This window comes from Acaryochloris marina MBIC11017 (assembly GCF_000018105.1).
In the GTDB taxonomy this organism is placed as follows: Bacteria; Cyanobacteriota; Cyanobacteriia; order Thermosynechococcales; family Thermosynechococcaceae; genus Acaryochloris; species Acaryochloris marina.
The window spans coordinates 1,325,574-1,344,044 of the sequence record NC_009925.1 but is presented as its reverse complement, the minus strand read 5'-3'; the positions used below and the strand labels follow the sequence as shown (position 1 = coordinate 1,344,044).

Here is an 18,471-nt window from a genome sequence, read left to right as displayed (position 1 = left end):
ATCCAGACGTAGAAGCGCCTGCACCGGAAGCAAAAGCAGAAGCGAAAAAGCCAACGACATCGAAGAAGGCAGCAGCCAAAGTAGACGAGAAAGCCGAGACGCCAAAAGCAGAGGCTAAACCCAAAGGCAAAGATACGCCAGCTCCCAAAGTCGAGGCGAAGCCGAAAGCCAAAGGACCTGCCGCGAAGTCTCTAACCGCTGGAGCTCCCAAAGGAGCTGCACCCCCTAAGGCGAAGACAGAGGTGAAGCCCAAGGTAGAAGCTAAGCCTCAAGCGAAAGCAGAGAGCAAACCTTCTTCTCAGGCAGCTGAGTTCAAAATGAAGCCAGAGTCAGGGTCTAAAGGAACGTCCACCCCCACTCCTAAAGCTGCGTCCACAGCGCCATCGACGCCATCGAAGGTAGAGGTGAAGGATGCAGGGGAGAAATCGACTTCTGCTGTGAAGGTGGAGTCGAAGGGAAGTGGAGATCAGTCGAAGGAGCCGGCATCTGCGTCTAAAGCCGATGCACCGGCAGCGTCTGAGCCCAAGGTAGAGAAGTCGAAGACAGATACTCCTAAGGCGGAATCATCAGCACCCAAGACGCCCAAGGTTGACTCCAAGGAAGTCGCGGAGAAGGGAGAAGCGATGCTCAATGATGTCAAGGGGCTATGGGCCAAAATGACGAAGCCGAAGCCTGGCTATGAGCGCGTCCCCGGGAAAAAAGAAAAGTAAGAGAATATAGCCGATTGTCTGGCAACCTAACTTAAGTTGGTTTTATTAATAGAGAAACTGCTAGAACTCTCAAAGATCTAGTAGGTGTGTTTGGATATTTTCATCCAGCACTATCTTGCTCTGCAATGCTACAAGTACTTTAGAGGGCAGTTTTAAGCTATGGTGCTTTGGCGGGTTAATACGTTTGCTGTTGGAGGAGTTTAAATCATGATTTTTGGCAACGGTATTCGTCCAAGCTGGCGTCGTATCGGCCAGCAGTGTGTTTGTGTATTGATTCTGGTGTTTTGCCTGGTCGGATTTGGGATGGGACTGTCTCAAGATGCGATCGCAGGTATTTATGATGATGAATACGATGGCAATATTTTCATCCTCTATGCTAGCAATGCTGGCTTAATTCCACCCAAAGTGAACTTAGCAGCGGCAATGAAGAAGGAAATGCCAACTCTAATCATGTTTTACTCAGACGATAGTCAGGAGTGCAAACAAAATGCCTTAGTTTTGACTCAGCTACAGGCTGAATATAGGCGAGACCTTAACTTTATGCCGATGATGGTCGATGCTATTAATTCTCGACGAAACTATGAACCGACTGAGGCCCAGTATTATTATAATGGTCAGTTTGTGCCCCAATTTGTGTTGATTGATGCTTCAGGGCAAACGATTCTGAACCAAAATGGCAAGATGAGTTTCGAAGAATTGGATGATCCCATTCGGGATTTGCTGGGATTAGACCCTAGGACAGAGCCTCTTGTCTTAGATCGGCCGCTCTTTTCGCCTTCTCCTTCAGCCGATCAAACGTTCTTTGGCGAGGCCTTAAGAGGTTTGCAGGACGCTGTGCCCGAAGAATAATGAAAGGAGATATCTCAACGACCTAACTTTCGGTGGAGGCATGTCCTCCTAGATACAGTGCGCCTACTTTTGGATCATCTAGCAGTTGTGGACCTGGCCCTTCAAACCGATCTCGGCCCGAATCCAGCACATACCCTCGGTCAGACATGGCTAGGGCTTTGCGGGCATTCTGCTCAACCAAAATAATCGAGGTTCCCTCAGCATTAATCTCGCGGATCTTGGCTAGGATATCATCTACCAACATGGGTGAAAGTGCTGCTGAGGGCTCGTCTAGGATTAATAAACCAGGTTCTAGCATCATGGCTCTGCCCATGGCCAACATCTGCCGCTCTCCCCCGGAGAGAGTGCCAGCTTGTTGGCGACGACGGTCAGCTAATTTCGGAAAAGTTGTATAAATTTTGGATTTCAGTTCTCCTAGGGGAACATCTCGAATAAAGGCACCCATTTCTAGGTTCTCTTCTACTGTGAGAGAGCGAAAGACATTGGCCAATTGAGGAACGTAGCAGACCCCTTGGGTGACAATTTCATTGGGTTTACGTCCGCCAATATTGGTCCCTCGCCAAACAATAGAACCGGTATGAGGAGACAACAAACCGCAAATTGCCTTGGCTAAGGTGGATTTGCCCGCACCATTGGGGCCAATAATGGCGATGATTTCTCCGGCAAACAGTTTGAGATTGATCCCCTGCAAAATATCTAGACCAGGGACATACCCCGCAAAAACATTCTCAACTTGCAACAGCAACGCTTGATTTGAAGCTGGCGTCACAGAATCCATCATCGTGTTCGAACCTTAAGAAGGGGTTTTTTGCAAATCAGACCGTTCCTCGGCCAGGATAGCGCCATCCACAGGGCACACTTGCTGACAGATCCCACAATCAATACAGGTGGAAAAATCGATCCAATACCAATCTGTACCAATCACGTTTTTCCCCGGGCCTTCGTGGATACATGCCACAGGACAGGCATCAACGCAATCCGCAATGCCTTCGCAAACGTCAGTAACAATAGTATGAGCCACGATCGTTGATCTCCCTCTATAAAATACTTGCCAAAGTAAATGTGTTATCAGGGTAACAGGAATTCTGAAGGAACACACCCTTCAGTTCCAGGCACTGACAGCTTTTCTTCCCCACCTGATCGCTAGATTTCTGCTTTCAGAAACAGCTTGCTAAAATCACGGTTAATTCCTTTCCCAAGAGTAGAACGGCTTCTTTATGACTGACCCCATCCTTGAAATTCGGAACCTCCAGGTCCAATTCCAGACCGAAGGACAAACGGTCAATGCGGTGAATAATGTCTCTCTGACGGTGCATCGAGGCCAAACCCTAGGAATTGTTGGGGAATCGGGTTCCGGTAAGTCAGTCACTTCCTTATCCGTGATGCGGTTAGTTCCGACGCCGCCAGGAAAGATTGCCCAGGGTGAAATTTTGTTTCATGGCTCGTCCCCTTCTGAGACAGATGCAGTGAATACTGAGCAATCTGTGGATTTGCTGCAACTACCCATGAGTGCGATGCAGGCCTATCGGGGCAGTCAAATTGCCATGATTTTCCAGGAACCGATGAGTTCGTTAAATCCGGTATATACCTGCGGATTTCAAATTGTAGAAGCATTACGTTTGCATGAAGAGTTGTCTGTATCTGCCGCGCGGCGACAGGCGATTGCTTTGCTTCAAGAAGTGAAGTTGATTCCGTCTGATCAAGAATTGCAGCAAATCGTGTTGGATTCAGCTAGCCAAGAGGGTTCGTCTCCCGACGATAAAGAGATTCAAAAGCGGATCAACCGTCAAAAGCGGTCTTATTTGGATCGATATCCCCATCAATTGTCGGGTGGACAAATTCAGCGGGTGATGATTGCTATGGCGATTGCGTCTAACCCGGCGATTCTGATTGCGGATGAACCGACAACGGCCTTGGATGTAACAGTACAAGCCACAATTTTGGATTTGCTGCGAGAACTTCGGGATCGTAGACAGATGTCCATTATTTTTGTTACCCATGATTTAGGCATTGTGGCTGAGCTAGCTGATACGGTAGCCGTCATGTACCAAGGTGAAGTGGTGGAAACAGGCTCTGCCCAGGAGATCTTTGAAAACCCCCAGCATCCTTATACCCGAGGACTCCTCGCTTGCCGTCCTCGTCCAGATCAACGTTTAAAGCGTTTGCCGACCGTCGCTGATTTTGTGGCAGGTGAAGCCTCAGAGGCAGTAAGTTCTCTGCCAATCGATCAAACGATCGAAGACTTACCTGTTTCTTCTGCTGATGCTGCCCCAGAATTCTCTGCAGTGGAGATGCAGACACGCCTAGAAACATTGACGCAACAGAAACCCTTACTAAGTGTCAAGAATCTTCAGGTGTTTTTCCCGGTTAAGGGGATGTTTGGCAAAACGGCTCGCTATGTCACCGCCGTTAATGATGTTTCTTTTGACGTCTATCCAGGGGAAACCTTGGGATTGGTTGGCGAATCTGGATGTGGCAAGACCACATTAGGCCGTACTCTCGTACGGTTAATTAAGCCCACTAGCGGCAGTATTCAGTTTGCGGATCGAGATATTACCCACCTCAAGGGGCGAAATTTACGGAAACTGCGACAAAATTTGCAAATTATTTTCCAAGATCCTTATAGCTCTCTTGATCCACGGATGAATGTTGGGGCAGCGATTATGGAGCCTATGCGAATTGCAGGAGGGCTGACAGAGCGAATTTCTGCGCAACAAGGGGGAGATACACCGCGCGATCGCACCGCGTATCTCCTAGAACGGGTTGGTCTGAAACCCAGTGACATGAACCGCTATCCTCATGAATTTTCGGGTGGTCAACGACAGCGTATCTGTATTGCTCGGGCCTTAGCCTTAAACCCCAAATTCGTTATTTGCGATGAATCCGTATCGGCATTGGATGTTTCAGTCCAGGCCCAGGTGCTTAACCTACTGAAAGAGATCCAACGGGAGCTGGATCTGACCTATATTTTTATTTCCCATGATTTAAGCGTCGTCAAATTTATGAGCGATCGCATTATGGTGATGAATCGTGGCAAACTCGAAGAAATTGGCGCAGCTGACCAGATTTATCATCACCCCGACGCTGAATATACTCGTAAGCTAATCGCTTCGATCCCCATCGGCCTTCCAACCCAACAAAAATCTGCCTAAATTTCTTTGTCTATGGCGAGGGGGGTGAACGAAAGATTATGATGACAATAAGCCCGCCGTTCTATGCAAAGTTCAGCAACTCATTTTTATGGATGACCTCGAACTACTACAAGCATTTGTATCAAGTTATCTATCGGGGCAGTCCACATTACTTTCCAACTCAGACCTAAGAGTTGAGCCTATTACCGATACTTTGCAGCTCCTGGCTAAAACGGAAGGCCTAGTCGCTACAGCCAAGTTAGATGGTGAGCAGCGTTTCACATCAATTCGCTACAAATCAAGTTTTTGGCCTCAACTCCATGAGGCTATGATTGCGCAAAAATGTTTGCCCATTCGCCAGTCTAAAATTTCCGGTTTTTATGAATATGAACCTGTTGAAATTCCGGAGCATTATCATGTTCGCTTCACTGATTCTTTAGACTTATTGCAAACATGGTGGAGCTACAAAAAGAGCAATAAGCAACTTGCTTTAATGAGCTTGCTAATCCTCCATCGAGGTATCTGGTATCCCATTCGGGACGTTCACTGTGAGCATGGCACCTTAACCATTCAAACCTCTGGTTATCAAACAGAGATTTACCCTCTCGATATGTTGGTTTGGTTGCAAAAAATGGAGCAACCCGCTCCTTCATCTTTTGTGTCACCCAAGAATAAGAGTCGTGCAAGTCATAACTCAGACAAATGTGAGCAATATCACTCTAGTCACCGTCGAGCTGTGGCGACTCACTCTCCAGACAGCAAAAGGATTGGTGGGTATTTAATTGAAGCTGGGTTACTATCCCCAGCTCAAGTCGAAGTTGTCTTATCCGATCAAGAATTAACGGGAATGCGGTTTGGGGAAATTCTGGTTTCTCGGGGTTGGCTGAAGTCACAAACCATTGAATTCTTATTTCAAAACGTCATCTTACCCCATCGGACATTGGCTAAGAAAGCGCTTGAGACCGCTAGAAAAGAAGCCGTTGATCATTTAAAACAAGCCAATTCCACTCACCAATCTAAACCTTTTATTCCAAAACGCAAACTACCACAATCACCTCAGTCAGTAATACCTAAAACATCCAAGGTAGAGTTGCAACAATCCATTCCCAATCAGTCTATTTCAGCTCGGGCTGCATCTAAAACCTCTCCCTCAATGCCAGCTAGTAGCCCTCAAAATGACGCTAATCAGTCTTCATCTAATCGTTTGCCGTCCATACATGATCGTGAAACACTGGCGACCCATGACAAACTCAATCTAGACGATTTACCAGATTGGTTAGAGATGGATACCCCAGACTAGCTCTGACATTTACAACACAACAGGTACAACACAACAGGCTGTTTATAAGGTTTTTGGTATCCTCTCCCTTTTCTGCCTTGCCTATTGGAGCCGATCAATGGTCCGATATTGAATCGCCTCTGCAACATGAGGGGTTTCTAAACTAGATGAATTTGCTAAGTCAGCAATCGTTCGCGCAACCTTAAGAATGCGATCGGTTGCCCGTGCTGATAGACCTAGGCGACTAATTGCAGTTTCTAGTAATTGCCGTGTTGCATCATTCAGCTGGCACCATTGGCGTAACTGTTGGCTATTCATCTGCGCATTACTATGTAAATTGGATTCAGCCTCAAACCGATGCGTAGCCAGGTGACGGGCTGCTCTGACCCGCTCTCGAATTGGAGCCGATTCTTCTCCCTGACTTTGCCGAGTAATTTCTTCGGGTTTCAGACGATTGACAGCCACTTGTAAATCAATGCGATCCATTAAAGGACCTGATAATTTAGCCCAATAGGTTTCTCGTTGGCGAGGTGAGCAGGTACAAACTTGTATCGGATCTGCATAGTATCCACATGGACAAGGATTAGTACTGGCTACCAATGTGAACTGAGCCGGGAAGGTAACCGACTGTCTTGCTCTGGAAATGCTGACAAAACCATCCTCCAATGGCTGACGTAAAAATTCCAAGACATCTCTTTTAAATTCCGTTAATTCATCTAAAAACAGCACTCCCCGATGGGCTAAAGAGATTTCTCCTGGTTTGGGAAAACTACCTCCTCCCACCAATGCTGGACCAGATGCAGAATGATGGGGAGAACGGAATGGCCTTTGACGCAATAACTGACCTTGATCTCTCAATAAACCTGCCACCGAATGAATTTTAGTAACCTCTAAGGCCTCGTTGAATTCTAGAGGAGGAAGAATACCTGGTAGTCGCCGAGCCAGCATTGTTTTACCACTGCCTGGTGGTCCAACGAATATTAAGTTATGTCCGCCTGCAGCTGCAATTTCCAGGGCTCGTCGGGCATGGGCTTGCCCTTTTACATCTCTCAAATCAAGATGATACTGGCGTTGCTTATCGTTAGCTTTGTCTTCTTCTCGAAAGGGCTGAACTTCATCAGGATTGTTTAAAAAATTACTCACTTCAGATAAGGACTCAAAGCCATAGACGGCTAGGCCCTTTACAACAGCTGCTTCTTGGGCATTCTTGTAAGGTACAACTAAACCCACAAATCCCATTTGTTTGGCAGCAGCAGCGATGGGTAACACACCCGTAACCGGTCTGAGGGCACCGTCTAGTGAAACCTCCCCTAGAAACAAGAAATCCCCTAAGAGCTGGGGATTAATCTGATCAGATGCAGCTAAGATGCCTATACTAATTGGCAGATCAAAACTGGGACCTTCTTTACGTAAATCGGCAGGGGTTAAGTTAATCACAATTCGGCGCATAGGAAATGCTAAGCCAGAATTCCGTAATGCCGCTTTTACTCTTTCTCTCGACTCTTGGACTGCCGTATCGGGTAAGCCTACAATTACGATTCCAGGCAATCCGCCAGATACGTCTACTTCTACCCCTACCTTGATTGCTTCAATGCCAATTAAGGATGAGCTCCATACTCGAGCCAGCATACGTTGAGTCCCTATATTCTTGGTATTCCGATAAATTTCAATGTTGTATCTTGAGTCGCCCCAACCATTTCGTATATACATCACTCAAGTTTATACCTCAGCTTATATGGGTCTTATCCCCATGAAATAGGCTCACTCTCAAGCGAGACTAAGAGGCTGTTTGAGAAGTGAGTAAAGCTCTCAAGGTACTAATCTGTCAATACACAAACACTGGACAGGACCTAGAGAGCAATGCCTACAGCATATGATAGCGACCTAACAGCAGAGCAATGGGAATTACTCGAGCCCCTGATTCCCGCTGCTAAACCTGGAGGTAGACCTCGCACCACTGATATGCGCAGTGTTCTCAATGCCATTTTGTATCTCGTGGTTACGGGTTGCCAGTGGAGACAGCTACCTCATGACTTTCCCTGTTGGTCAACGGTCTATAGCTATTTTCGAAGGTGGCGTGATGATGGGACTTGGGTCCACATCAATGAGCATCTACGCATGCAAGAGCGGGTGAGTGAAGACCGTCATCCGAGTCCCCGTGCTGCTATCTGTGATGCTCAATCAGTCAAAGTTGGTAATCCTCGGTGTCACTCGATTGGGTTTGATGGTGGAAAACAGATTAAGGGGCGTAAACGTCATGTGCTCGTTGATACTTTAGGACTGGTTCTGATGGTGATAGTCACTGCTGCCAATATCTCTGACCAACGAGGGGCCAAAATACTGTTTTGGAAAGCTCGACGCCAAGGTGCGAGTTTGTCCCGTCTAGTTCGGATATGGGCCGATGCTGGCTATCAAGGACAAGCTTTTATGAAGTGGGTAATGGACCGTTTTCAATATGTCTTGGAAGTGATCAAACGCTCAGATAATCTAGCGGGGTTTCAGGTTGTTCCCAAACGATGGATTGTAGAACGGACGTTTGGATGGTTGTTGTGGTCTCGACGTCTTAATAAAGATTATGAGCTTTTGACCAGAACAGCTGAAGCACTCGCATATGTGGCGATGATTCGACTCATGGTTCGAAGGCTGGCGCAGGAGTACTAAAACTTCTCAAACAGCCTCTAAGAGCGTGTTTGAGAAGATTTAGGCCAACCTTTTGAGCATGAGATTGACCATCGCAGCGTACAACATCATCTCACTCGTTGTTGGTAAATACTCATAATCTTTGCTCAAGCGACGGTAATGACCAAACCAAGCAAATGTGCGCTCTACCACCCAACGACGAGGGAGTACCTCAAACCCTTGCTGCTCCTCCGGACGTTTGACCACTTCCATCGTCCAGCCAAAAGTCTTCTGAAACCAAGCCGTGAAGGCTTGACCACCAAAAGTCTGGTCGGTCCAGATGAGCTGAATGCTTTGCCAAAAGGCTGAAAACCAAAGTCCTAGCAATATCATGCCTTGATGATCTGAGCGGCGGGCACTGTGAACCGTTGCACCGATGAGTAATCCCATCGTATCGACGAGGATTGTCCGCTTCCGCCCTTTCACCTTCTTACCGCCATCGAAGCCTTTTTCCTGGGCAGCCCCTGCTGTTTTGACGGATTGAGAATCAACACAAGCAGCACTGGGATGTCGATGTCGCCCAGCTTGGATTCTGAGTTTCTCTCGCAAGGCACGATTGAGGCGCTCCCAGGTTCCATCGGCTTCCCACTGTCTGAAATAGGTATAGACCGTTTGCCATGCTGGAAAGTCATGGGGTATCAGTCGCCAGGGACACCCCGAACGTAGGAGGTAGAAAATGGCATTGACCACGGCCAACAAGTTCACCCTTCGAGGTCTTCCACCCGACTTAGCCTTTGGCAAGAGTGGACGCAGCAGTTCCCACTGGTCAAGGGTGAGGTCTGTATCGTAGGGGTGTCGTACCATTTTGAGGTTGAGTGGCTAATGTATTGAGCCTCTCAACTCTACCTGGATGACTTTTCAAACACGCTCTAAGGACTTTTCTGGTAGCTACCTGTTTGAGTGGAGGGTTGAAGGGAAACCGTATTGGAGGTTAATCAGCCAGAAATTCCGTATTTTTAGGGAAGTACTTAATTCCCTGGGGAAATTGCATATGAACTATCTCTGTATATACACTGAACTTTGTCAAAACGGTCTCCAACTTGATATGAAAAGTTTTAGGACTGGGTAATGTATATTTGGGAGCGAAAAAGACTTGAATCCAATACCCAAAGAGAGACTTTACAACTATGAAGACTAATCTACAAGCCAAACTCATCCAGCACTTCGCAAATAAGAAAGGCAACAAAGGTTTCACTCTAATTGAACTTTTGGTTGTTGTAATCATCATCGGTATTTTGGCTGCTGTAGCTCTACCTTCCATGCTCAACCAAGCTAATAGAGCAAGACAATCTGCTGCCCAAAGTCAAGTGGGTGCTGTTAATCGTGCTCAGCAAGCTTATCGCTTAGAGGAGACTCAGTTTGCTCCTGCGTATGCTGACTTGCAAATCGCTGACGCTAGCACAGAAGATTACACAATTGCTATTGCTACTGCTACTGCTACTGCCGGTGAAACTTCAGCAAACCCTAACGATACTGGTTCAGGCTTGCAATTCTACCGTGGTTGTGTTTCTGTTGATGCTGCCACTGGTACCACCGACTCTTCCATTGAAGAGGGTGCTGCAGCTCCTGCCTGCCCATAATCGATTCAATCGAAGGGTGTTTATAACCTGAGGAATCTCTGAACTGTTTCACTCATAAATTTATAGACAACCACGATATATAGTTCAACATAAGACTTCTAGTGGTGATAATCACTACTAGAAGTCTTATGTTGTATCAATAGATTGAAAAACGTGATATTGAAGGTTTCATGGGTGTCAAGAGATTTTTCGGTTTTGCAAATTGTCTGATCAATCTTCATACTAAGTAGATCAGGGATTTTAATGTGAACTATATTTTATTTTAAATCTGGATTGGTTATCTTTCTCCATAAGGAATCTAGGTGAATTTGTATTTACAAATATAGTTGAGTTTCAATAGACCTCTTGCATAATTCAACTAACGATATGGTAGAGGACTTAAAATTCGAGTCAGATCGCGACATTTTTTCCGTAAGTAGCACATCATGAAACGAATATTGCAAGAGGTCTAATATCATCGCCTAGTAATTAATAAACCTTGATTAATTACTTTAATGATCTGAAATAGATTGTGAGGATGATACTCCAGGTTGATCCTCATTTCAGTTCTGTCTTTTTTAATAAAAAAACTAAATTCTTCTTTTGCTCTAAACCTCTTGAATGAAAATGGCTTAACCCTAGTTTAGATTAAGCCTATTTTTGAGGTTTTTACTATAGAAGGATCAGGTTTTAGCTGAGGTAATAATAAGAGATTTATCTTGTTTTGAACTCATATTTATTTTATATATTTCAAGATATGATTCATTCAAAACCGTATTTTTGCTGAGGCGAATATAAAAACAGATGGATAGATTAAAGATATAGTAGTTGCAAAATCCCGTTTATGGATTAAGGCTTTTTTGAAAGACTCTTCTAAGAACAGATAGATGAACTGAAATGATTATATTCAGTGTAATCTTATTGACTTTTATTGATTCTTTAGTGCCTTTCACTTATTTAGACTTGCACTAAAGTTGACTTGATGATCGAGTAGCTAAGCTAAGAATAAAGATTATTTATTTTACAAAGCTTTTTATTGAAAAATTGATATTTCGACGTATTTCGTTTACTCACTAGCCAGCAGTTTAAAGTGTACTTTCTCATGTCTCATTGTTACTTGAAAATATTATCAACTATTCCTAAGTCGAAGACTCAAAAAGGATTTACGTTGATTGAATTGTTGGTTGTTATTGTGATTATTGCTATTCTAGCAGGTGTAGCATTACCATCCCTTCTAAATCAGGCCAACAAAGCCCGGCAATCTGCTGCTAAAAGCCACATTGGTGCTGTCAACCGTGCCCAGCAAGCTTATCGCTTAGAAGAACGAACCTTTGCTGACGATATGGGGTTGCTTGGTATTGGTCTCCCTTTAACGACTGAAAAATATACTTATTCATTTGGTACTGTGAATTCAACAGTAGCTGAGTTTAGAGCTACTCCAACAGATCCTTTGCTGAGTGCTATTACGGGGTGTACTAATGCCAATATCGTTTTTGGAGGTTTAGCAACTACTAGCGTTACACTTGAGGAACAACCAGCACCAGGTGCTGGAACTATTGCTACTCCTCCTAGTTGCTAAGTCAACAAGAGATAGAGTTTTGATAGTGTCTTGAAGACAACAGTGTTAGATATGTCTTATCTGCTTTCTCTAACAAAATTGTTGACGCCAGTACTCGCACTTGTTTGTACTGGTGGTATTACTACATTACAACTGACTAAGATTACAGAGATTCAAGCTCAAACTGAAGTAACTAAACCTACAACAGTTTATCTATTAGAAGCAGAACAAGAAAAAGCGAATTTAGCTTTTATTAAAAATTTACCAAGCTTTGGTTTCGACAACCTTGTCGCAGATTGGACATTCTTGCGATTTCTTCAATATTTTGGAGAGAAAGATGCTCGCCAACAAATAGGCTATGCATTGACCCCTAAGTACTTTGAAATTTTTGTAGACCGCGACCCAAAATTCACACAGCCCTACAAGTTTATGTCTCCTGCAACTTCAATCTTTGCGGGACGGCCAGACCAGTCAGTGACTCTGACAGAAAAAGGCCTAAAATCACTCTCTCCAGAAATCTCTCCCGATGCATATTCACTTTGGGTCTCTAAAGCTTCAGATGAGTTATTGTTCTTGGGGGATAACCAAGCTGCTAGGAGTTCGTACCTGAAAGCTGCCCAGTGGGCTCGAGATAGTGCAGATCCTGAAGCCAAACGAATAGGAGCCATTGTTACCAAAACCGCTGAATTTCTTAAAGACAATCCTGATAGTAAGAATGCCCGAATTAGTGCATGGCTAATGGTATTAAATAGTGCTCCTGACGAGGAGACTCGCCAGCGCTCTATATCGGAAATACAAGCTCTAGGTGGTCAGGTCAGTGTTACCGAACAAAACATACTTAAGATTCAATTTCCTGAAGAAGACTAAGTGATAAATATTCAACTTGTTATCAGTGGTAAATTTGGTCTTCTGTGGTGATAACGATATTGTTGATAGTCATTTAGAATCTGATGATGATCAAAACAGAGTTTTTTGGGCAGTTGCCATGGCTCGAATAGTTCTAAAGTTTGGGCATCATCTGCGGCTTTGGGGTCACCAATTGCTGTGGCAATAAACACGATGCTGAGAGTATGCTGCCGCGAATCACGATCCGGGGATGAATATACATGAAACTGTTCCAGCAAATCGACCGATAAACAGGTTTCTTCTTGGGCTTCTCTGATGGCCGCTGACTCTACAGATTCTCCATAATCAACGAACCCCCCTGGCAGGGCCCAACCGTAGGGTGGGTTTTTGCGCTCGATTAAGACAATAGGACAATTTGGCCTATCCCACATTTCAATAATGATATCGACTGTAGGAATAGGATTACGATGGGGCACTCAATAACACCTTATTCTTTGCTTTACTGCAATAGCTTTTGATATGAGACACCTAGTTTCAATCATACTTTATGCTTCAAAAGCTTGAATAACTAGGTTGTTTCACACTAGGTAAAGACGTAATATCAGTCATCCACAAAGATATATCGGTAGAGATCTTCTGGTTTGGGATCAGGACTCTCTTCCGCAAATTGAACAGCTTCTTCAATTAGGGTTTGAATTTTTCTGTCAATGTCAAGTAACTCTTGCTCTTTAACAAGTTTTTGGTCGACTAAGTAAGACTTAAATTTCGTGATCGGGTCTCGGGCTAACCATTCTTCTTTCTCTGCTGCAGATCTGAGTTCATCTGGATCAGCTAGGGAGTGACCTCTAAAGCGGTAGGTCAATGCTTCGATTAAGGTTGGTCCCTCACCGGCTCTAGCCCTAGCAATTGCAGTTTGGGCGACTTCACGAACTGCCAATACATCCATGCCATCGACTTCAACCCCTTCCATGCCAAAGACTTTAGCTTTCTTGTAAATCTCGGTCTCTGAGCTAGCGCGTTCATGGGCCATGCCAATCGCCCATTTATTATTTTCCACCACAAACAAGATGGGTAATTTCCAGAGAGAGGCCATGTTTAGGCACTCAAAGAACTGGCCATTATTACTAGCTCCATCACCGAAGAAGCAGGCTGTGACGTGATCGGAAGCTGCATCGCCCATCGCTTCTCGACGATAGCGGCTTTGAAAGGCAACACCAGTGGCAACAGGGATCCCTTCTGCGACAAAGGCAAAGCCACCAATCAAGTTATGTTCTGAGGAGAATAGATGCATTGATCCTCCTCGGCCTTTGCTGCAACCGGTCTCTTTGCCGAATAGTTCGGCCATAACTTGCCGGGCTGGGACGCCTGCACTCAGGGCATGAACGTGATCTCGATAGGTGCTGCAAATAAAATCGTCTGGACGCATGGCCTTGGCAATGCCTGTAGAAACAGCCTCTTGACCGTTATACAGATGGACAAAGCCGAACATCTTGCCGCGGTAATACATCTCGGCACATTTATCTTCAAAAGCCCGTCCCAAAACCATATCCTCGTATAGGATAAGCCCTTCATCATGAGTAATCTTGATTGTAGGGGTGGGAAATTTGGGTAGAACTCTTTCTTGAACCATTGATGTATAGTGTCCTCAGTTGGGATGATGTTGCCAAGGCTTAATTAATTGAGCCACCTGTCAGGGTCTGGTATTAGGGAATGTTTAGATTTCAATAATCCAACATCATAACTGACAAGGAGTAGCTGATATTTGTCAACCTTCTTGTTAAGCTGCTATGAATGTACGTTACTGAACCTCTATAGAGTATACGTTTACAAGCAGCAGGTTATGATATTTTCAAGTGCTTTGCTGTCTTGTATTTTCGTCACTCATCTGTTGTTCACTTCCGGTAAATGGCTCACAAGGATACTGAATTGTGCGTATTCCTTTAGACTTATATCAAATATTGGGTGTGCCAATTCAAGCGACACCAGAGCAGATTGAACAGGCATTTGCCGATCGTTGTCAGCAGCTCCCCCGTCAAGAGTACTCTAAAACAGCAATTGCAGCCCGCACACAGCTATTGCAAGATGCCCATGCTGTACTCTCTGATTCCAACGCACGCACTGCCTATGACCAGTCTATTTTAGCGGAATCTGCCCCTCCGGATATAGGGAGTATGGAACTGCAAGAATCTCAGTTGGTTGGTGCTTTATTGCTTTTGCAGGAGCAAAGTGATTATGAGCGAATCGCTCAATTAGGAGCCGAATATCTAAAGCGTTCAATTGATCTCAATCGCTTGCCGTCTGCGAATAATGGGTCTGATGAAGATGTCATCTTAGCGATGGCGTTAGCGAATTTAGAAGCGGGACGAGAATGTTGGCAGCAAAAGCAGTTTGAAAAGGCTTCAGACGTTTTGCAGTCTGGTTTGAAGTTGCTAACACAAGAGCAGTTGTTTCCTGCAGTACAGCGAGAAATTGAGCTGGATTTATACAAGCTTCGCCCCTATCGTATTTTGGGATTACTGGCTGAGCCTGAAGAGAATCTAACCAAACGTCAGCAAGGCTTTTCTCTTCTTCAAATTATGTTAGATGAACGAGGGGGGATCGACGGGCCGCAAGATGATTTATCGGGATTGAGTGTTGACGATTTTCTGCGATTTATTCAGCAATTACGGTGTCATTTAACGGTACAAGAACAGCAAGATCTCTTTATAAAAGAGAGTGAACGCCCGTCTGCGGTGGCGAGTTACTTATTGGTTTATGCATTGGTTGCTAAGGGCTGTTCCCAGGGGAAGCCAGAGTTTATTCAACAGGCAAAATCGGCGTTGACGGAGTTGGCTGATCGGCAGGATATTCAAGTCGAAAAGTCAATGTGCTATTTGTTGTTAGGCCAGCCGGGGGCTGCGATTCAGACACTTCCCTTGAGTCGGGACCAAGAGTCATTAGAGTTTATTCATCAGTACTCTGAAGGGGCTGAAGATTTAGTTCCAGGCTTGTTCTTATATACAGAACGTTGGTTACAGCAGGAAGTGTATCCCTATTTCAGGGATCTTAATGATACCCAATTGTCTTTGCAGAACTATTTCAATGATGAACATATTCAGGCGTATCTCAATGGATTAGCACCGGAGCCTGTGTCGCCTCGGATGCCAGCTTCAACAACATCTACAGATTTACCGTTATTAGCCAAGCAGGGAAGTGAAACCCTAGGCTCTGCTCGAGAAGGACGTCTTCCTTCCCAGGCTGCCCATCGTCAAGAGTCAAAACGTCAAAGACCCCCAGGAAAACCGCCAGTATCGGCGAAAAAGGTTACGCCTTTAACTCCGGTGAAGGGACTAGATAGTCCTCGAAAACGATCTTCCATGCCAGCCGCGACTGCCCCTGCACCTAAGGCTGAGTCTTTGCAGACGAATGATGCTGGTCGAGGAAATCAAGGTGCTTCCAAAACTCGACGTTCGCGATCGCAACTGCAATACCGTCGATGGTTCTTTGCAGCGGGAGCTGTCGCACTGGTTTTATTCGCCTTATTTGGTCTTATCAGTCAGTGCTCTCGCCCAGAAGATCCAGTCCCAGGTGCAGAGAATCCAGCTTCTGAACCGGCCAGCCCTGACCCCATTCCTTCTCCTGCAAGCCCCAGTGTTAGCCCGACTGCTAGTCCGCCAGTGGCTAGCCCCACACCTGCTCCTGCGACAGCTACTAGCGAAGAAATCACGACAACGAGTGCTCGGCAAATTATTCAGTCTTGGCAATCGGCAAAAGCTGAGGCAATGGGCAAAGATCACCAAATTGCGTCTCTGGATAAAATTTTGGCGGAGCCCAGCTTGTCTGAATGGAAGGCTGGTGCTCAGTCGGATCAACTGAATCAGATTCACTTGGAATATACCTTTGATGATCTGAAAATTAATGCGATTAAGCAGCAAAGCCCTACTGAAGCTACGGTTGAGGCAACGGTGACCGAGACGGCGAAGGTCTTCGAAGGTGGACAACAGACAACGGATGCCTATACGGGAGATACTTATCGTGTCCGCTATCAGCTTGTTCGAGAACAAGATCAGTGGAAGATCAAGCAAATGCAGGTACTGAACTAACCATTACAAGTTTGCTCGGATAGTAGTAGAGGGGTGACCTCAATGATGAAGTTGAGTGAGCTGATGGAGCGGCTTGCTGTCACGCCTGTCGCCATGAGCTGTCCCCTAACGGATCCCACCCTAGAAGGATGTGCAGCGCTGGATCGGGCTTACCCTGGAACCCTTAGTTTTGTAGAAGGCTCACAACGGGGTCACCTGATGCAAAACACTCAAGCGAGTGCCTTGATATTGCCTCCTGATGTTGAATTACAAGCTCTGGCGACGTCTAGGAGGATTGCTTGGTTTGCGATAGAACATCCACGATATTGGTTTGCCCGAGCCCTGAACTGCTTTTATCAACCGTGGCGATTACCGCCGGTCTGCCATGCTACTGCTGTCATTGACACGACGGCTGAAGTAGGAGAAGGCGTTGGGGTTGGAGCTCATGTGGTGATCCATGCAGATGTCCATTTAGGAAATGAAGTACAAATTTTTCCCAATGTAGTGATTTATCCAGGGGTGGTAGTGGGGGATCGCACTGTTCTCCATGCCAACTGTGTGATTCATGAACGCACGATTATTGGGGCTGATTGTGTCATTCATAGTGGGGCGGTGATTGGAGCGGAGGGGTTTGGGTTTGTCCCTGTTGTAGATCAAGCACATCGTTGGTATCCAATGCCCCAATCGGGGCAGACGATCCTCGAGGATCAGGTCGTGGTGGGCTGCAATACAACCATTGATCGGCCAGCTGTTGGTGAGACTCGTATAGGCGCGGGGACGAAGATCGATAATCTCGTCCAGATTGGCCATGGTAGTCAGATTGGAGCGGATAGCCTAATTTGTGCTCAGGTGGGTTTGGCGGGGGCAACAAAATTAGAGCAGCAGGTGATTTTGGCGGGACAAGTGGGTATTTCAGGGCAAGTCACTTTGGGAGCGCGAACGACGGTTGCTGCTCAAAGTGGCGTTCACCAATCTTTGAACCCAGATTCTAAGGTAGCGGGCTATCCAGCCATTAATCATCGACTGTGGCTGCGGGCTATGGCGATGGTTAAACGGTTACCCGAACTGGTCCAGCGAGTAAAGGCCCTAGAACAGAAAATTGCTGAACTGTTAGGGTCTGATGAGTCTGAAATTAGCTGAGATGTTAGGGACCTACGGTTAATTCTGGGGGGAAGGCTGCCTGCAAGGTAGAATAAGAGGGCAAAATGCATAGGACTTCGTCCTTGAGGCTGTATGCCAGCCTGTTCTAAACTCCTTGGACTTGACTAAATATCCAATTTCTATGGTTGTTAATTTAATCCTCTTATTGGGACTGTTGGGTGGCTATCTGCTGGTGATGCCCGCTATTACCTATTTCTATCTCCAAAAGCGCTGGTATGTTGCTAGTTCTTTAGAGCGTGGGTTTATGTACTTTCTAGTGTTCTTTTTCTTCCCCAGCTTGCTCCTGCTTAGCCCTTTTTTGAATTTCCGTCCCCAACCTCGCAAAATTTGAGCCCATGCGCCGAATAGATGCGATCGCAATTGGTCTCGGTGTATTTTTGGCCGGGGGACTGATCTACGTAGGGCTAAGATATGCCGGTATTGAACCCCAAAGTGCAGGGGTCTGGAGCCAAGTTATTTTCGCTGCCGGACTCTTGGGCTGGGTGGCGTCCTACTTCCTGCGGGTAGTGACGGGCAATATGACCTATAACCAACAGCGGGAGGACTATGAAAATGCCCTGCTGGAAAAGCGCCTGCAAGAAATGACTCCGGAAGAACTCGAAGCCTTACAAGCTTCTATTGACGATGAGACTGAATAG

Annotated in this window: 17 protein-coding genes; 11 read left to right on the top strand and 6 right to left on the bottom strand. The window is 45.8% G+C overall.

Translation table 11 applies throughout. The features are described 5' to 3' along the window. The first annotated feature begins 917 nt into the window (after window positions 1-917). Window positions 918-1,559 carry a thylakoid membrane photosystem I accumulation factor gene (locus AM1_RS06075; protein WP_012161930.1) on the top strand — a complete coding sequence of 214 codons (642 nt, stop codon included), beginning with the start codon at window positions 918-920 and terminating at the stop codon, window positions 1,557-1,559. 22 nt (window positions 1,560-1,581) lie between these two features. Here the strand turns inward: AM1_RS06075 and AM1_RS06070 are convergent, their stop codons facing one another. Next, complete coding sequence (locus AM1_RS06070; protein WP_148215684.1) at window positions 1,582-2,340, bottom strand: ABC transporter ATP-binding protein; 759 nt, start codon at window positions 2,338-2,340, stop codon at window positions 1,582-1,584. 12 nt (window positions 2,341-2,352) lie between these two features. Next, the gene (locus AM1_RS06065; protein WP_010481866.1) at window positions 2,353-2,580 is read right to left on the bottom strand and encodes an indolepyruvate ferredoxin oxidoreductase subunit alpha; all 228 of its coding nucleotides are present in this window, start codon (window positions 2,578-2,580) and stop codon (window positions 2,353-2,355) included. Window positions 2,581-2,776: 196 nt separating this feature from the next. Here AM1_RS06065 and AM1_RS06060 point away from each other — a divergent pair, with 196 nt between their 5' ends. Continuing rightward, a complete protein-coding gene (locus AM1_RS06060) occupies window positions 2,777-4,711 on the top strand; it encodes an ABC transporter ATP-binding protein (RefSeq protein WP_012161928.1) in 1,935 nt (644 codons plus the stop codon). A gap of 88 nt (window positions 4,712-4,799) precedes the next feature. Continuing rightward, window positions 4,800-5,990, top strand: a complete 1,191-nt coding sequence (locus AM1_RS06055; RefSeq protein ID WP_012161927.1) for a hypothetical protein — start codon at window positions 4,800-4,802, stop codon at window positions 5,988-5,990. Window positions 5,991-6,071: 81 nt separating this feature from the next. Here AM1_RS06055 and AM1_RS06050 read toward each other — a convergent pair whose 3' ends face one another. Then, on the bottom strand, window positions 6,072-7,598 hold the full coding sequence (locus AM1_RS06050) for a YifB family Mg chelatase-like AAA ATPase (protein ID WP_012161926.1): 1,527 nt from the start codon (window positions 7,596-7,598) through the stop codon (window positions 6,072-6,074). A 231-nt stretch (window positions 7,599-7,829) separates the two neighbouring features. Here AM1_RS06050 and AM1_RS06045 point away from each other — a divergent pair, with 231 nt between their 5' ends. Next, window positions 7,830-8,630: an IS5 family transposase gene (locus AM1_RS06045; RefSeq protein ID WP_012161925.1), complete on the top strand. Its 801-nt coding sequence runs from the start codon at window positions 7,830-7,832 to the stop codon at window positions 8,628-8,630. 39 nt (window positions 8,631-8,669) lie between these two features. Here AM1_RS06045 and AM1_RS06040 read toward each other — a convergent pair whose 3' ends face one another. Further along, complete coding sequence (locus tag AM1_RS06040) at window positions 8,670-9,452, bottom strand: IS5-like element ISAcma20 family transposase (protein ID WP_012161924.1); 783 nt, start codon at window positions 9,450-9,452, stop codon at window positions 8,670-8,672. A gap of 323 nt (window positions 9,453-9,775) precedes the next feature. Here AM1_RS06040 and AM1_RS06035 point away from each other — a divergent pair, with 323 nt between their 5' ends. The 3 genes from AM1_RS06035 (at window position 9,776) to AM1_RS06025 (ending at window position 12,632) form a co-directional block, all read left to right on the top strand. Further along, window positions 9,776-10,228, top strand: a complete 453-nt coding sequence (locus AM1_RS06035) for a type IV pilin protein (protein ID WP_012161923.1) — start codon at window positions 9,776-9,778, stop codon at window positions 10,226-10,228. A 1,081-nt stretch (window positions 10,229-11,309) separates the two neighbouring features. Beyond that, on the top strand, window positions 11,310-11,786 hold the full coding sequence (locus AM1_RS06030) for a type IV pilin protein (protein ID WP_041659262.1): 477 nt from the start codon (window positions 11,310-11,312) through the stop codon (window positions 11,784-11,786). Between the two features lie 51 nt (window positions 11,787-11,837). After that, entirely contained in the window at window positions 11,838-12,632 is a 795-nt protein-coding gene (locus tag AM1_RS06025) for a hypothetical protein (protein ID WP_041659260.1), read from the top strand. 11 nt (window positions 12,633-12,643) lie between these two features. Here AM1_RS06025 and AM1_RS06020 read toward each other — a convergent pair whose 3' ends face one another. Both AM1_RS06020 and pdhA read right to left on the bottom strand, forming a co-directional pair. Continuing rightward, complete coding sequence (locus AM1_RS06020) at window positions 12,644-13,087, bottom strand: NUDIX domain-containing protein (protein ID WP_012161919.1); 444 nt, start codon at window positions 13,085-13,087, stop codon at window positions 12,644-12,646. Between the two features lie 125 nt (window positions 13,088-13,212). After that, entirely contained in the window at window positions 13,213-14,241 is a 1,029-nt protein-coding gene (gene pdhA, locus AM1_RS06015; protein WP_012161918.1) for a pyruvate dehydrogenase (acetyl-transferring) E1 component subunit alpha, read from the bottom strand. Window positions 14,242-14,539: 298 nt separating this feature from the next. On the opposite strand from pdhA, the gene AM1_RS06010 reads away from it, so the two are divergent. From AM1_RS06010 to AM1_RS05995, 4 genes are all read left to right on the top strand, one after another. After that, a complete protein-coding gene (locus AM1_RS06010) occupies window positions 14,540-16,693 on the top strand; it encodes an IMS domain-containing protein (protein ID WP_012161917.1) in 2,154 nt (717 codons plus the stop codon). Window positions 16,694-16,738: 45 nt separating this feature from the next. Continuing rightward, a complete protein-coding gene (gene lpxD, locus AM1_RS06005; RefSeq protein ID WP_041660791.1) occupies window positions 16,739-17,812 on the top strand; it encodes a UDP-3-O-(3-hydroxymyristoyl)glucosamine N-acyltransferase in 1,074 nt (357 codons plus the stop codon). Window positions 17,813-17,954: 142 nt separating this feature from the next. Beyond that, window positions 17,955-18,164, top strand: a complete 210-nt coding sequence (gene ndhL, locus AM1_RS06000; RefSeq protein ID WP_010472853.1) for an NAD(P)H-quinone oxidoreductase subunit L — start codon at window positions 17,955-17,957, stop codon at window positions 18,162-18,164. Window positions 18,165-18,168: 4 nt separating this feature from the next. Next, the gene (locus AM1_RS05995) at window positions 18,169-18,471 is read left to right on the top strand and encodes a DUF3007 family protein (protein ID WP_012161915.1); all 303 of its coding nucleotides are present in this window, start codon (window positions 18,169-18,171) and stop codon (window positions 18,469-18,471) included.